11 protein-coding genes are annotated in these 15,904 nt (G+C 40.5%); 2 read left to right on the top strand and 9 right to left on the bottom strand.

What is annotated here, in order from left to right:
* The 7 genes from L0657_RS03565 to tsaE all read right to left on the bottom strand — a co-directional run bounded on the left by L0657_RS03565 (position 1) and on the right by tsaE (position 12,033).
* Positions 1-1,323, bottom strand: a complete 1,323-nt coding sequence (locus tag L0657_RS03565) for a vanadium-dependent haloperoxidase (protein ID WP_235149020.1) — start codon at positions 1,321-1,323, stop codon at positions 1-3.
* Positions 1,323-4,658 carry a VCBS repeat-containing protein gene (locus tag L0657_RS03560; RefSeq protein WP_235149019.1) on the bottom strand — a complete coding sequence of 1,112 codons (3,336 nt, stop codon included), beginning with the start codon at positions 4,656-4,658 and terminating at the stop codon, positions 1,323-1,325. Before L0657_RS03560 ends, L0657_RS03565 begins: the two co-directional genes overlap by 1 nt.
* A gap of 132 nt (positions 4,659-4,790) precedes the next feature.
* Entirely contained in the window at positions 4,791-6,395 is a 1,605-nt protein-coding gene (locus L0657_RS03555) for a SusD/RagB family nutrient-binding outer membrane lipoprotein (RefSeq protein WP_235149018.1), read from the bottom strand.
* 8 nt (positions 6,396-6,403) lie between these two features.
* Positions 6,404-9,499, bottom strand: a complete 3,096-nt coding sequence (locus L0657_RS03550) for a SusC/RagA family TonB-linked outer membrane protein (RefSeq protein ID WP_235149017.1) — start codon at positions 9,497-9,499, stop codon at positions 6,404-6,406.
* Positions 9,500-9,822: 323 nt separating this feature from the next.
* A complete protein-coding gene (locus L0657_RS03545; protein WP_235149016.1) occupies positions 9,823-10,230 on the bottom strand; it encodes a hypothetical protein in 408 nt (135 codons plus the stop codon).
* Positions 10,231-10,308: 78 nt separating this feature from the next.
* Entirely contained in the window at positions 10,309-11,535 is a 1,227-nt protein-coding gene (locus tag L0657_RS03540) for an alanine dehydrogenase (RefSeq protein ID WP_235149015.1), read from the bottom strand.
* Positions 11,536-11,595: 60 nt separating this feature from the next.
* Positions 11,596-12,033 (bottom strand): tRNA (adenosine(37)-N6)-threonylcarbamoyltransferase complex ATPase subunit type 1 TsaE, encoded by a 438-nt coding sequence (gene tsaE, locus L0657_RS03535; RefSeq protein WP_235149014.1) that lies wholly within the window; start codon positions 12,031-12,033, stop codon positions 11,596-11,598.
* A 257-nt stretch (positions 12,034-12,290) separates the two neighbouring features.
* Here tsaE and L0657_RS03530 point away from each other — a divergent pair, with 257 nt between their 5' ends.
* Together L0657_RS03530 and L0657_RS03525 are read left to right on the top strand one after the other, a co-directional pair.
* Complete coding sequence (locus L0657_RS03530) at positions 12,291-13,247, top strand: sugar phosphate isomerase/epimerase family protein (protein ID WP_310588256.1); 957 nt, start codon at positions 12,291-12,293, stop codon at positions 13,245-13,247.
* Positions 13,248-13,392: 145 nt separating this feature from the next.
* The gene (locus tag L0657_RS03525; RefSeq protein WP_235149013.1) at positions 13,393-14,430 is read left to right on the top strand and encodes a Gfo/Idh/MocA family oxidoreductase; all 1,038 of its coding nucleotides are present in this window, start codon (positions 13,393-13,395) and stop codon (positions 14,428-14,430) included.
* Between the two features lie 88 nt (positions 14,431-14,518).
* Here L0657_RS03525 and L0657_RS03520 read toward each other — a convergent pair whose 3' ends face one another.
* Complete coding sequence (locus L0657_RS03520) at positions 14,519-15,040, bottom strand: GNAT family N-acetyltransferase (protein ID WP_235149012.1); 522 nt, start codon at positions 15,038-15,040, stop codon at positions 14,519-14,521.
* 261 nt (positions 15,041-15,301) lie between these two features.
* Positions 15,302-15,667, bottom strand: a complete 366-nt coding sequence (locus tag L0657_RS03515) for a DUF3244 domain-containing protein (protein WP_235149011.1) — start codon at positions 15,665-15,667, stop codon at positions 15,302-15,304.
* Positions 15,668-15,904 lie beyond the last annotated feature (237 nt).

The raw sequence follows: 15,904 nt of genomic DNA, 5'->3' as shown, positions 1-15,904 counted from the left end.
TTATCTTAAAACCATAGGTTTAACACCCGCTAATTTTACCCTCTGCACGATAAATTCACCAATATTTTTCCCTTGTTCCTGACCATTGACAATGGCGTCACGATAATGAATTCCACCATATAATCTGGAAATCGCTGCTTCTTCTGCTGCCTGACGGAATGATTGAAAATCTCTCGTTGGCAAGTCAAAAATAACTTCGGTATTGTCAGTAAAAGAAAATTTGTCACCAAGAAAATACGTGAGGGTTTCAGCAACCGCAGTCGAAATCACACTATGCCCGCTGGTATATTCCGGGAAGGGCGGCGTTTGCAAAAGCGGCTGCCAGCGAGGATCAATATAGCGGTTAATGACCGTCTCCGGCCTGATCCGACTGCTTCTGTATTTCTCATCCCAGCAACTGATAAACGCATCCATTAACGTAGCCGCAACGATGGAATGAATCATAATTCCGTGATCCAGATCTACTTTCGCCTTTGTTGTCGCAATGCTGGTAATATTCATCCAGTGACCGCCAGGACTAATCTTTTTGAAACCAATGGCCATGTGCCCTGAGGTATTTATCGCAAAGGGATTACAATCCCAGTAGGAAGCAATAAAGCGTGTGCCTTCATTTAATTTGTTTCCTGCGTCATAAACCTCATAGGCCAGTTTATAAAATTCGCTTGTGCTGTCCTTGCTAAAAGCAACGGGAGGTTTTGGCTTGAACTGTCCGCATGAATCAATCATCATCGGACGGATTGTTTTCCAATGTGGCTCTATGCCTTCGATATAACCGGGAGGCGTCGGAAACCAATATGCATCACCTTTTAAAGGGCGGTAACGAAGTCTGGTACTTAATGTTGAATAATTATCCTTGCTTGAAAATGCGATTATTTTTTTCGCAACATCCTGTGCAACGGCAACAGATTGACCGATTGTCTGATCGGAATAACCTTCTTTTTTTAAATCTGCCAGCATTTTTTTCTGATCCTCTTCAAGCATATAACCCGAAGGCAAAATAATGCGTCCGGTTTCAAGGATACAATATAACGCGGCAATCTTGTAATCGTATCCTGTTTTTGTTTCAATTTCAATTTTCCCCAACTCTTTCGTATAAGCCGATGGCGAGACAATTTCCTTATTGTTTTGAGCAACAATTTCCTGTGCGCCAAGTAAGCAATAAGTATAAAATCGACTAGCGGCAGGCGGGTTTACCACGTCGTGGATCATAACCATGGTAAGTGAGAAAACAGCAGGCTGTAAAAATCGATCCAGCTCCTTTTTTGATTTTTGAGCAGTTACTAAATGACTTATAAATAAACTTATCAGAAAAAATTTTTTCATTACTTTTTTTCTATTTGATAAAATTGAAGCGGTTTGTTAAATGCTCCAATCACGAGGTATGGGTCTTTTTTAATTTTAATTTCTATAACCGATTTCACATCACCAACCACTGACAATCCGGACTGCGGCTGACCTACATAAGTGAACTGGCCTTTGCCATTTCCTTTCAAATAACAGCCATAATTTGCATCCATACTCCCAAGCTTCAAACGATTATCAGACTTGTTACCAAGAAGTATTAGATCCTTCTTTCCATCGCGGTCAAAATCCTGATAGGAGATCGAAGTTACCGGGGCAAACTGAGCCTGAATTGGCAAGATCTCTTTTTCAAATTTTCCGTTTTTATTCATAAAACAGACTGAACGGGCTTCGTTAAAAGTAAGTTTTTCTGACTTATTCAAAACCTCAGGCGCAAAAATTTCAGTCATGCCCGCATTTGCGTAATCTTTATAAAATGCAAATTTTTTCCGCATTGGATAAATCTGATCATTAAGCTCATCGCGACTCACGAATGGATAAGATTTTCCCTGAACGTAAAAAGTGAAAAATGGGTCAATCGAACCGTTGTTATCAAAATCAGCAAAATAAAGTTCACCCGGCTCCGTATGCGAAACCTTGATCTGTGAGTTTGTCCCGAAATTGCCGGCAACAATATCCTTATTCCCATCGCCGTCAAGATCCTCGACCAAAAGTGACGACCAAAAACCTGATTCCTCCTCAGGAAAATATTGAAGTGTTTTATCAACAAAACCTTCTTTTGTATTCCCGAAAATTTTTACCGGCATAAATTCACCACAAATGACCAGGTCCTTTCTGCCATCATTATCCATATCGGCCCACTGCGCATCGGTCACCATACCGACTTTCGAAAATGGAACCTGGGTGATGGAAAATTCTCCCTTTCCATTATTTGTCAGCAAAAATGAAGTCGGCGTTTCCGGATATCTTCCTGGAATTACGCGACCACCTACAAACAAATCCATATCACCGTCACCGTCATAATCACAGGCGCGTACACAGGATTTGCTGCTGGCTTTCATATTCGGTACAGATAAAACCGCCAGATTCAGTTTACCCTTGCCATCGCTCAGATAAATTTCGTCCTGTAAAGAAAATGTGTTGGGCTCGAAAAGTGAATAACCTCCTTTTGCAATATATAGATCGTCAAAACCATCACCATTTGCATCAAAAAACAGTGCGGCAGAATTAGCGGAAACATTTTCATCCCCGATTGAAAAACCAGGCATTTCGGAGAAAGCTCCCTTGTTATCCTGCAACCAAATTTTGCCCTGCTTGTTCTGATCGCCACTGATATAAATATCGTCCAGACCATCTTTGTTTACGTCTCCGCTGGCCACCACTGGTCCGGTTTGCGAGTACATGGAAAGCATTAACGGCTGGCGCTTGAAATCATTTTCGTTGAAACCCTCATGCTGATACGTCAATGGACTTGGCGCTTTGCTTAATATTGTCTTAACCTTCTTCTGATCTGTTTTTGCATTTTTCAATTTCCCCGATTGCTTTTCAACAAGCAATAACTGATTTGCTGAAACGTTGGTGAGCCACTGCTCCTTCTGATCCGGCCAGACGATTTTTACCGTATCAACCTGTTTATCCTGATCTAAACCAAAATTAAGTTTTAATGGCAGGCATGACAAATATCCCCTGTTGGGATTAACCTCCTGATACTGCTGTTTCCCTTTTGAAAAAAGAAAAACTTTCGCCCCTACCGCATTTTTATTCCCATCCGGCTGGATTAATTTAACCTGTAAATAACTACTCTTCGACTGCTCCTGCCCCATATTCTGATAAATAAAGGCGGGCTCATTGATATTACTAACAACCAGATCCAGGTCGCCGTCGTTATCCAGATCGGCATATACTGCACCGCTGGAAATGGACGGATTATTCAGTCCCCAGACATCCTGCATTTTTGTAAATGTCAGGTCTTTGTTATTTTTAAAAATGTAGTTTGCAAGTTTTGTTGATGGCATGGCCTTGATAAGGTCCATCAATAAAAAAGGCTCCTTATTAACAGCCTGCCGCACTTTGTAATCGCCCCAGTATTTTAAAAAATCTTTATTTGTATAATCTCTTAGATAACCATTACTGACAAATAGGTCTTTGTAACCGTCATTATCAAAATCTGCCAGAAGCGGACACCAGCTCCAATCGGTATTCGATACGCCTGAAATCTGCGCGATTTCACTGAACGTGCCGTCTCCGTTATTCAATTGAAGCATATTTCGCATATACTGCCGGTTCAGATTTTGTTTCATCATTAGCTCAAACGATTCATAATTTTCCTGCAATTGAAGCAATTTCTGACGCTTGTTATCTTCCGGCAACATATCCAGCGACATAATATCCGGCAAACCATCATTGTTGAAATCTGCGATATCAAGCCCCATGGAAAATTGGGCAAGATGGCGAAAACACATTTCGGTTTCTTCGCTGAAAGTACCGTTTCCGTTGTTTATGTATAAATAATCCGGCTCGTTGTAATCGTTGGTCACATAAATATCCTGCAAACCATCCAGATTGATATCGGCAATGGCTACGCCGAGACCAAAAGTTAATGGATATTGATAAATGCCAGCCTGTTTGGTTACCTCAACAAACTTGTTATTTCTATTTTCAAAAAGTTTATTTCCAGCCAATTCATCAGTTTCCTTTCTGAATTTGGCCAATTCCATGTTATCAATTTTTTTGACACTATGATTCAGCAGGAACATGTCCAGATCGCCATCATTGTCGTAGTCAAAAAAAGTTGCCTGTGTGCTATAACTGACATTATCCAGTCCATATTCTTTCGCCAGTTCAAGAAATTTCACGGTTCCGTTCTGGATACCCTGATTGATGAACAATTGATTTTTTCTCGTTTCGTCGTCAACCTTTCCCGAATAACAGACGTGAATATCCAGAAGACCGTCACCATTGACATCGGCCATCGTCGCGCCTGTTTTCCAACCGCCCTTTCGCCCTTCCAATCCTTTTCCGGCTGAGCTTGTTATGTCTTTAAATTTAATCGGCGAACCTTTTTCGCCGGTCATATTGAGATATAGTTTATTAGATTTCATGTTTGACGTAAAAAACAAATCATCAAACCCGTCATTATTAAGATCTCCAACTGCTACGCCACCACCATTGTAAAAGTACTCATACGCCATAACGTTCATACTCTCATCTTCATTGATGTCATTCTTGAAATCAACATTTGTCTGCTTGGGAGCCAGTAGCTGAAAAAGCGGCTGTTGAACCTGTGCAACGGAAAAATGAGCTCCCAATAATAAAGCAAGAAATATATTAACACTGCGTTTTCTATTCGTCAACATGAAGAAGGAAGTAAAAAATGTAACGAAAGATATATCATAAAAACTAAAAAAACTTCAACAGATTGTTGAAGTTAGCATTGATTATTTAAAAAAACGGAGCAGAGTTAAAGTCCTCTGCTCCGTTTTTTTTGATTATTTATCCCACCAGTTTCTAGCAGACCATACATCACCGCCTGGAATTCTTTCGACAGCTGCATTATAATTAGCAGAATTTAAAGTAGCCTCCGTTGTCGGATAAACTTGTCTTCTTGGAATGACGCCTCCCGAGAAATTACCTACATAATTCACAGGAGTAAGCACAGGATAACCTGATCTTTTCCAGTTGTTCCATGCTTCAACGAAGTTAAATAGTGTTCCGTTTACAGCCCAGTATTGTTCGTTGATTTGTTTTAATGCGTCCGCAGCAACCAATGGATGTGCAGCAGCATAAGCATCAGCAACAGCTGCACTGATCGTAGCAGTTGCACCGTAGCGAGCTAATGACTGGATACCAGCGGATACGCCATTTGCATAATGCGTAGCTGCCGTGGTGGTACCAACAGAGAATCCGCGGGTCACAGCTTCCGCAAGTAACAACTCAGTTTCCGCATATGTTTGAACGAACAAAGGAGCGCTTCTGCTTCTGTAAACACCGGTGGGGCGAGAATATTTTCCGATCGGGGTTACGTCTGCGCCTGAACCTGAGGCACCGTTGTAGCCAGGAGAGCGTGAAATGTCTGTCGCTCCACCGTTCAAGTCATAACCATTTGGCAATCCCATCTGAATTGAAGGATCTGAGCTTCCTGCTGCAACGTTTTGGCTACCAGCTAAACCAGCAACAGGAACTTCTGCAACAACGCCTAATCTAGGATCATTTGTCGACTTCAAAAAGTCAATCATTGTTTTACTCCATCTCACCTGATACACGTCAGCAGGTGTTGATAGTGCTGCTCCGTTTCCGTTCGTATAACCATTTGCATCGTCAGATACTACATAGGCATCATCACTCACACTTGTGAAAGTGCCACCGGCAGCTGCCTTTTCAGCGTATGTCTTTGCCGTAGCAAGGTCCACTTTAACCAAACGCATGGCCATCTTCAACATAAGAGAGTAACCGTACTTTTTCCATTTTGCAACATCACCTTTGTAGTTTGCAAAAGCGTCATTTGTTACCAAAGGTTTTGAAGCATCAAGACCAGTAATTGCTGCATCCAGACGAGTTAATAGAGACTTGTAAGTACTTTCCTGTGTATCATAAGTAGGAAGCGTTATCGCATCTTTTGCCTTCAAGGCGTCAGTATACGGCAAATCTCCGTAGATATCAGAGATTGTCGCAAGTGACTGAACCTGCATGATAATCGCAGTATTCATCAAATTTGAAAGTGCAGGCTTATCTTTTGTAAGCTGCTCCATTTCGTAAGCAAAACTTGCCGCACTATAATCCGTGTTCCAGGTGTTCGCCAGGTACGCATTTGTATTGCTAGAAATCACATATTTGTCTGCGTTCGAATAATAGTTTGCAGCTCCGGAAGATGTCGACGCAAGAATTTGCACCCACATGCTTTGGAAGAGAATAGCACCGTTGTATCCGGCAGTTGCGCTGACGTATTTCCACTGAATACTTGGCAATAACAAATTAGGATCGAACGTAGTACCTGATGCCTTGGTAGGATCTGTATTTAGTTCGTCAAAATCATCAGTACATGACATAGGTATCATGCCTGTGAGGAGCAATAATATTAAAAGTTTCTTTTTCATAGTTTGTCTCATTTAAACTTAAAGTTCACATTGATACCATAATTACGTGTCGATGGCAAGCTGGTTCCTTCAATACCTGAATAAGTCAGGTTGGCACCGAAGGTTGCTTCCGGATCGATGTTTGTCGTCTTTTTCATAAAGTAAAAAAGATTACGTGATACCAATGAAATATTAACTGCACGTACCAAAGGCCACTTTTCAATAAGGCGGGCAGGAATAGTGTAACCAAGCGTAAGCTGACGAAGCTTGATATAATCTCCATCCACAACACTGATCTTGGTAACGTTGTTAGCCAAAGCAGTGTAATAATCCTCTGCAGAAGCCTGAACTGTGTTGGCAGCGCCGCTTTCTGAAACACCTGTGGTAATACCATCGCGACCTTCAAGTGTTGCTTTGTGCAATCCTCTTCTGTACGCATAGTTTTCAGTTGCAGAAAGAATCTTGTTTCCGAAGTTATAATCAACAAGGAATGAGAAATTCAAAGCACCAACATTAAATTCGTTGTTTATACCACCATATAAAGTAGGAAGTACTGTTCCAAGATCAATAAGATCTCCTCTTACCGGCAAACCTGACTGATCTACGATCATCTCACCATTTGCAGCATATTTGTAATCATACGCTCTGATCTGAGGACCTGCTTCACCTACAACAAATGCAGTTGTAGCATTACCCAGCGTAGCTCTGTTTTGACCCAACGTGATAGGGTTGTTATCAGCGTCAGTCTGAAGGATTTTATTTCTAACCGATGTAAGGTTAAATGAAACATTCCAGTCGAATTTTGATGTTTTTACAGGAGTACCTGTTATTAAAACTTCAAGTCCGCGGTTTTGCACAGAACCCGTTCCAACTACACCTTTTACGTAACCTGTTGCAGCACTGTAATTGGCAGGCATAATTTCATTCTTGGTTTTCTGGCTGTAATATGCAAGATCAAGACCAAGACGGTTTCCGAAGAATTTCAAGTCCAAACCGACCTCAACTTCACTTTTCGTGAAAGGTTTAAGGAACAGGTTAGGGAGCTGATCGCTGAAATTACCTGTTGGCACTGTGTTAAATGAATTTCCAACACCATAGTAAATGGCAGTTCCATACGCAGTCGATGGCTCACCACTTGTACGTGCATACGATGCTCTCACTTTACCAAAACTCAAATTCGGAACATTGACGATGTCATTGAATATAAATGAACCCGTTACAGAAGGCGTGAAAATACTACGTGCTGAACTTGGCAAAGTTGAATAAGTGTCATAACGACCAGTTGTCGTCAAATTCAATATTCCTTTATAACCTAAATCAACACTGTAATAAGCCGACTGAACTTCTGTATTTGAAACAGCATAATCCCTGTTGAAATTCACTACGTTGTTGAAGCTATACAAGTAAGGAAGTACAAAAGGAGAACCACCGATCTGAACTTTTTCGTAACGGTTTCTTCTTAGGTTTGCTCCGGCAACCGCGTCCACAGTGAACTCGTCATTGTTGAATGTTTTGTTAAAACCAATCAATCCATCAACGTTTAACTCAGTACGCTGCGCATTTGACAACTCGTCAAGACCACCTCTACCTGCATTAGAAAAACCTGTTCCCCAAGGTGTAACCTTGAAAATACGGTCATTTGCGTTATCATAACCTACACGTGCCTGAGCATACAACCAGTTCGTAAACTGATACTTTGTAGACAATGCAGAGATAATTCTTTTACGATCTACGTCGTTAACGAACTGGCTTGTAACAAAATATGGATTAGTCACATATTCGTCATCACTGAAAACAATTTCTTTTCCAGTCACAGGATCGAAACCAGGCGCAAGAATTCTCTGGTCGATGTTTGATGCAAGGAACATACCGTTGTTGGCGTTCATCGGACCGTCACTAAGGATTGGCTTATTTTTAACGTTTTCAATAACGTAGTTAGCCATCACGTTCACGCTCAACTTTTTAGTAATATTCTGATCGGCAGTCAGGTTGAAAGTTTTTCTTTTCAAACCACTGTTTTCGATAATCGATTTTGTATCCAAATTAGCAACAGAAAGACGGAAAGATCCGTTTTCTCCACCCTTCGTTACAGATAAACTGTTTGTAAAGTTAGAGCCGGTTCTGTAAAAATTCTTTACGTTATCTTTCTGAGCAGAATAAGCATATTGGTTTCCGTCAAACTGGATAACTTGTGATCCGTCCAATCTTGCTCCCCAGCTTCTTCTTGCAGAAACCTGCGCAGCAGCAGCCGTTGTAGGCTTTTGCCCGCCGATACCCTGACCGTATTCATATTGAAAATCAGTCATATCTCTTGGCGTATCAGCTGAGTAATTTAGGTTGTAATCAATTGAAAAGTCGCCTTTTTTACCAGCTTTCGTTTTAATCAAAATGACACCATTTGAAGCGCGTGCACCAAAAAGAGCTGATGCTGCCTGGCCTTTAAGCACTGTCATTGTCTCAACGTCGTCAGGGTTAAGGTTACCAATACCATCACCACCATCAGCTCCACCCCATTCACCGGCAGAACCTCTTTGCGTGTTGTCCATCGGTACTCCATTGATAACCACCAATGGCGATCCACCAGAGTTCATACTAGGCATACCACGCATAAGGATCTTCGCAGTTCCACCCGGTCCGCCACTTGTTCCTTTAACATTTAAACCGGCAACGCGACCAGCAAGTGAGTTAGCAATGTTCGTTTCACGGGCCTTAGTCATCAGGTCTCCGCCAATTGTCGTCACGGAATAACCCAATTTTCGGGCATCCTTTGAAATACCAAGAGCAGTAACTACAACTTCCTGTAAATTAGCGACGTCAGCCACCATCTTCACAGAAAAATCTGTCTGGTTTCCAACAGGAATCTCCTGTTTCACATATCCAATAGAAGAGATAACAAGCACAGAAGTGCTACTGACACCAGATAAAGTAAAATCTCCGTTCGCATCAGCGTTTGTTCCAGCAGTACTACCTTTAATTGTTACTGATGCACCTGGCAATCCTGAATCGTTTTCATCTAACACTTTACCTTTCACCGTTCTGTCCTGTGCAAGAACTGGCGATAACGTAAAGGATAAACCTAAAAGAATAAACATTCTTAAAGAGGTCCTAAGTAATTTTTCTTTCATAAATTCTTCACTAGTTAAGTATTATACATAGGTTGCGGTTAAGAATTGCAAAACTTTATTATACAATTCATGTAATTCTACAAATATCCTACTTTTTTCAATAATTAAATAATTTTAATTACTCGTTAGAAGGCTTATTATTATATTTTAATAAGACTGGCTTTCTAAACTGAAAACTCAAATGGCCTTTTAAAACGGTTTAGCACAATCTTCTTATATGATAAGATGCTGTAATTGAGGATATAAAAAAATCGGCCAACTTATTAGGATAAGTTGGCCGATCAAAAAAATTTCTAAATTTTTCTAAAAAATTCTTGTTGTAATTAATTATCCTCCGGATAAGGAACAAAAATAAAACCAGAGAAATCACCGATTAATGCAAATAGACAGCAGTACTCGTCTGCATTTTTGTAGTTCTCCTGAAACAGCAGGACTGACTCTTCACCTATCAACTTTCGTTCAACAAATTCATTCATGTAAGAAGCACGATAATTATAGCGATTCGTCAATTCTGTTGAGCCGATCAGCAAAACACCGAGGTCAACTTCTTCATTGGTAATAACAAATATCGGATTGTCAGAAAATCCGCGTTTTCTGATTTGGTAAGAAGCATCTTTCAATTGATCAGCTACCCGGACAAAATCCTGGGATACCTGCCCCATCAGTTTCCGGTTCAACTCAGGTGAGTTGGCATCGTCCATCAGGGAATTTTCATTACTGTTGTTAATCATAATTGGCTATCGGCAGTCGGCTATCAGCTTTCAGCATTGGCTTTCCACCTTTATTTTATTTGTATATTCTACTTGTAATCACATTCTTGCTGCCAGCAACAACGTCAGATCTTTGTAACGCATGTTGAAACTTCTGGCGATGTGTGAGTTTGTTAACGTTCCTTTGTGGCAATACACTCCTTTCATAAACCAACGATTTGCATAAATCATTTCCTCGATGCCGCCAATTGTTCCGGTTTGGAGCAAAAAAGGCAAAAATACGTTACTTAAAGCCGTGCTTGCGGTGTTGGCCACGCGTGATGGAATATTGGGCACACAGTAATGAATGACGTCATTATATTTGAAAGTCGGGTTTTTGTGCGTTGTCATTCTCGAAGTCTCAAACGACCCGCCCTGATCGATACTGACATCAATGATAACGGAACCGGGCTTCATTTGAGAAACCATTTCTTTGGTAACCACCATCGGACTCATCCCATTGTCGGCACGCATTGTTCCAATAACCACATCGGCGCGGCTGATCGCCTCCGCCAAAGTATCAGAATCTATAATGGAAGTGTAAAGATTTTGCCCAATCGAATATTTTAACCTTTGTAAACGATAAATATGTTTGTCAAAAATTTTGACGTCTGCTCCAAAACCGATCGCGGCACGGGTTGCATATTCGGCAACTGTACCGGCACCAAGAATTACAATTTTACTCGGCGGCACTCCGGTAATTCCACCTAAAATAATTCCTCTGCCACCACTTGGATTTGAGAGGTATTCCGCTGCAATGAGCAAAACGGTACTTCCGGCAATTTCTCCCATTGCCCGGATAATGGGTTTCCCCCCAACCTGATCACCGATCAGCTCATATCCAATCCCGGTTATTTTTGCGTTATTGAGTCTTTCAAAATATTTTTTTTCAAGTGTCGGCAAATTAAGCGCCGAAATGAGTGTTGTCCCAGGTTTAATATACTCAAATTCTTCCTCAACAAGCGGCTCCACTTTGAGTATCAGATTTGCCTGATATACCTCTTTTGGACCCGGAACTATACTTGCTCCTGCTTCACTATAATCATGATCTGAAAAATTGGCACCCTTTCCCGCATTTTTTTCCACCCAAACTTCATGTCCGTTTCTTACAAGTATACTTACTGCATCCGGCGTGAGGGCGATCCTGTTTTCCTGCAAAGACACTTCTCGGGGCAAACCGATAAGTAAAGAATTCTGATTTTTTCGGGTCGCCAATAATGACTCCTGCGGATACAGTGCCGACTGTTTCGCCAATTCTTCAAAACCAGTTATTTGAGGCTGTGCCATGGAATGGGTAAAAAAATTAAATTACAATTTAAATGAGTAGTGCTAATCTGTTTCTGTTGTCTATTTCTCTTCGTGAATTTCTAAAATCCGCCCGCCGCCTTCGTCCAGTTTCAGGTTGATCAACATATGAGGATAAGGCCAGAGTGATTCGATTTTTTCCGGCCATTCTACAAAACAAAATCCGCCTGAATCAAAATATTCTTCAACGCCAATATCCAGCGCTTCAAATTCAGTTTTGATACGATAAAAATCAAAGTGATATACAGGTTGGCCTTTTTCTGTGACGTATTCATTAACGATTGAAAAAGTCGGGCTTTGCACGATCGACTTTACGCCCAGCTGCTCACAAAGTTTTTTGATTAATGTAGTTTTCCCAACACCCATAGAACCGTTGAATAACCAAACAGGGACGTGTTCCCCGATACGCAGCAAAGTAGCTGCAACAGTATCTAATTCGAATAATTCTTGAAAACGGATTGTAACAGGCAATGTATTCATGATACAAAAATACTACAATTAAAATACACTAATCACAATTTATGAAAGACAAATCTTCATTTTGGTTTAGTACGCGATGTAAATCCCGAACGCCAAGTTTTTGTTCACAACAGTTTATAATTGCAGGCGGACAGTGGCGGCTTAATTTTTACCATATTATTTCTTTAAATAATAACTATACTTGCGGGTCAAGCCTCCCGTTTCTCGTCAAAGCAAGTATCGAAAATACCATTTTCATTATATTGCTAAACCCGTTAATGATGTCACAAGAACTTTCCCGCAGAAAATTTCTGGTCAATGCTGCGCTTGCAGGAAGCATACTTCCCTTAGTTGCTGAAAAAGGATTTGCGCAGCGATCAGCAGCCAACGCCGATGTTCCTAAAATCAATATTTTTTCTAAACATCTGCAATTTCTCAATTATAAGGATATGGCGGAAGCGGCAAAAGAAATTGGATTTGATGGAATAGACCTCACGGTTCGTCCGAAAGGTCACGTCTTGCCTGAGCGTGTGGAAAATGATTTACCGATGGCTGTTGAAGCTATGAAAAAAGTAGGATTCTCGCCCTTGCTTATGGCGACTGCGGTAGAAGATTCCAATAATGCTATTGATAAAAAAGTATTGGAAACGGCCGCTTCACAAGGTATTAAATATTACCGGATGAACTGGTATAAGTATAATGATCAAAAAACAATTCCGCAGTCGCTGGACGAATACCGGGAAAAGATTGCAGGATTAAGTCAGCTCAACAAGAAACTTAATATAACGGGTTGTTACCAAAACCATGCAGGAAGAATGGTGGGCGCATCGCTTTTTGAAATATGGGAAATTTTGAAAAAAGCTGACCTTAACCACATGGGTGCGCAATACGACATTCGTCACGCGACATTAGAAGGCGGACTTTCCTGGCAGACGGGCTATAATCTGATCGAGCCAAGTATCAAAACCATTGTGCTGAAAGATTTTATGTGGGATAAAGGCAACGGCAAATGGGCTCCGAAAAGTATGCCGTTTGGCGAAGGGATGGTTGATTTTAAAACCTATTTCAAATTATTGAAAGACCACAATATCCAGGCTCCCATTTGTCTCCATCTCGAATATCCGCTGGGTGGAGCTGATCAGGGTGCCGATAAAATCACGGTTGCCCCAAAAGTAGTTTTTGATGCAATGAAGCGGGACCTGCAAAAAGTGAAGGAATTATGGCAGCAAGCCTGACATCCAACTTGACTTTAACATCCGGTTATTTTCCAAATTTCTTGTCTCTGTATAGGTAAAAGCTAACTTTGTAAACATATAATAATTTGAAACCGGCTCCATTTTACGGCCTGTCCAAATTCATCATTTATCTATTCCTTAACATATGTCTTCAAAAATTCTTAACGTCGGCCTTATTGGTTTTGGACTTTCCGGACGCTATTTCCATGCACCATTCCTTTCCATAAACCCGCGTTTTAAACTAAAAACTGCTGTTGAAAGAAGTAAAAATGAAGCGCAAGAATTTGATCCCGAGATCGAAAATGCACGTTCCATTGATGAACTTCTGGCTGACGAATCTATCGACGTCGTGTTCATTTGTACGCCCAATGATACGCACTTCCAATATGCCATGGACGCCCTTGAAAACGGGAAACACGTAGTAATTGAAAAACCTTTTTCAGCTACGGAAGAGGAAGCAAAACAGCTTGTCGACCTTGCAAAGGAAAAAGGATTAATCCTGACTGCATATCAAAACCGCCGTTGGGATTCTGATTTTCTGACCATAAAAAAAATACTTGCAGAAGGAAAACTGGGCGACGTTGTGGAATACGAATGCCGATATGACCGATTCCGTCCGGTGGTGCCAACGGAATCATGGAAAGAGAAAAAAGTAGATGTAGGCGGAAATCTTTATAACCTTGGACCACATTTGCTGGATCAGGCTTTGGTACTTTTTGGGGCACCAGAAACGGTTACGGCAACTGTTAGTTCCGTTAGGCCTAATAGCGAAATTGACGATTATTTTGATGTTCGTCTGGGTTATTCGGACAAACTTGTGATCCTCAAATCGAGCTTGATGGTCTATGATAATCTACTTCGTTACACGATCCACGGCACAAATGGTTCGTTTATAAAAGGTGGCCTTGATGTGCAGGAAGAAACATTACGTAAAAATATTCTGCCAAATCAGGAGCCTTGGGGCGTTGAACCGGAAGATCGCTGGGGAAAACTTTCGAGTCCTGAGTTTACAGGCATCATAGAAAGTGAAGCCGGAAATTATATGCCGTTTTATGATAATGTTTACGAAGCGATTGTAGAAGGTGCCGAATTGGCGGTAAAACCAGAAGAAATCCTGAGAACTTGCCGCGTGATCGATCTGGCATTCCGTAGCAGTCAGGAAAAACAAGTGATGACGTACTAACGGACCATTAATTTTCAATAAAATTCATAAGAGAGTTATAAAAGTTGCCGTGGGAATTTGATTTACTACGGCAACTTTTTTAGGTTAATTACAAGCTTTTTTTCATCATAATATCGATTTGCTCATCCCCGCCGAATTTAAAAATATGCTTATCAAAAGCGACAAAGCCATTCTTCTGATAAAATTTTATCGCTTTCTGATTTTCTTCCCAAACGCCGAGCCATAGATATTTTTTCTTGTAGAACATAGCTGTATCGACCGCTTTTTCGTACAAAATCTGACCCACCTTTTTGCCGTGGTAAGCTCTTTTAACGTAGATGCGTTCAATTTCGAGGGAGCTTTCGTCTTTGAGCTCAGTCTGAGCTTCGTTTAAATTTACCTTCAAATACCCAACAGGTATTTCACCTTCCCTGGCAATATAAAATAGAGAATACGGATTATCCAATTCCTCTTTCATCGCGTTCTCGCCAAAGTTTTTATCCAGATACATTTGCATATCTGCCTCAGTATTTGCTTCTGCAAATGTTTCGAAAAAGGTTTCTTTGGCGATCATCTGAACGGTTTTCAGATCAGCAATGGAGGCTTGACGGATTATTATGGAATGTTGCATTTCTTACGTTTAAAAACGTAAATCTACAAATTAGTGCGTTGATCCATATAGCCCAATTCTAACATTACAAGTAGTCCGATCCATGATGTCGCGACCTTCCGCATTAGATTGTGATTCTTCTTTATTTTTTACAACTCTATCGCAAAAGCCGGTGTACATTAATCAACAATTTGTCGGCTATTAAACAAAAAAAGAGGATAGCCAGCTATCCTCCTTTTTTGAAATTTTTCATAACCCTATGCTGATCAGATCAGCTCTGAATTATTTAACTGCTGTTACTAAACGTTTTGTTTCAGTAGCAATTACGAAAGGTTTTTCAGTGATTTCAGTTCCATTGTTTACAATGAAAGTGTAGTTACCATCCAAAAGGTTAGACAGGTCAAATACTTTTGAATAATTTTCAGACTTAGGAATTGAAGAGCTGTAAAGCACTGATCCGTTTTCGTCTTTAATCGTTACAGAAGATTTTTCTTTAACACTGTCAAGTTTCAGTCTGAAAGTAAGGTTGTCAGCAGAAACCAATTCGATTGCAGCAGCACCAGTGTTATTAACTTTTTCACCAGCGAATGAGAAACTTGCAGTTGATACTCCCACCAAAACTGCGATTGCTAAGATTGTTTTTTTCATGATGTCTCTAATGTTTTATGTTGTTTAAACTTTCTGTTAAGAATTGTACTTTACAGATATTGTTAAATTTAAATTCTAATTCTAAGCTAATCTTTTGAAAGCGGCTTTTTTCTTGCTTTCGATATGTCAAAGGTAGATAACAATCTTAATACAAGTCAATAAGAAAGATTTCACATTGAAAAGTTCATATCACAGTCCTATGTTAATATTAGAATAATCATATACTTATAGTAAAAG

It is taken from the genome of Dyadobacter sp. CY345, assembly GCF_021502725.1.
In the GTDB taxonomy this organism is placed as follows: domain Bacteria; phylum Bacteroidota; class Bacteroidia; order Cytophagales; family Spirosomataceae; genus Dyadobacter.
This window is presented reverse-complemented; position numbering and strand designations above follow the sequence as displayed.

Excerpts from the sequence above, each read along its gene's own strand:
- L0657_RS03565 (WP_235149020.1), bottom strand. The coding sequence starts at position 1,323 with ATGAAAAAATTTTTTCTGATAAGTTTATTTATAAGTCATTTAGTAACT.
- L0657_RS03560 (WP_235149019.1), bottom strand. The coding sequence starts at position 4,658 with ATGTTGACGAATAGAAAACGCAGTGTTAATATATTTCTTGCTTTATTA.
- L0657_RS03555 (WP_235149018.1), bottom strand. The coding sequence starts at position 6,395 with ATGAAAAAGAAACTTTTAATATTATTGCTCCTCACAGGCATGATACCT.
- L0657_RS03550 (WP_235149017.1), bottom strand. The coding sequence starts at position 9,499 with ATGAAAGAAAAATTACTTAGGACCTCTTTAAGAATGTTTATTCTTTTA.
- L0657_RS03545 (WP_235149016.1), bottom strand. The coding sequence starts at position 10,230 with ATGATTAACAACAGTAATGAAAATTCCCTGATGGACGATGCCAACTCA.
- L0657_RS03540 (WP_235149015.1), bottom strand. The coding sequence starts at position 11,535 with ATGGCACAGCCTCAAATAACTGGTTTTGAAGAATTGGCGAAACAGTCG.
- tsaE (WP_235149014.1), bottom strand. The coding sequence starts at position 12,033 with ATGAATACATTGCCTGTTACAATCCGTTTTCAAGAATTATTCGAATTA.
- L0657_RS03530 (WP_310588256.1), top strand. The coding sequence starts at position 12,291 with ATGATGTCACAAGAACTTTCCCGCAGAAAATTTCTGGTCAATGCTGCG.
- L0657_RS03525 (WP_235149013.1), top strand. The coding sequence starts at position 13,393 with ATGTCTTCAAAAATTCTTAACGTCGGCCTTATTGGTTTTGGACTTTCC.
- L0657_RS03520 (WP_235149012.1), bottom strand. The coding sequence starts at position 15,040 with ATGCAACATTCCATAATAATCCGTCAAGCCTCCATTGCTGATCTGAAA.
- L0657_RS03515 (WP_235149011.1), bottom strand. The coding sequence starts at position 15,667 with ATGAAAAAAACAATCTTAGCAATCGCAGTTTTGGTGGGAGTATCAACT.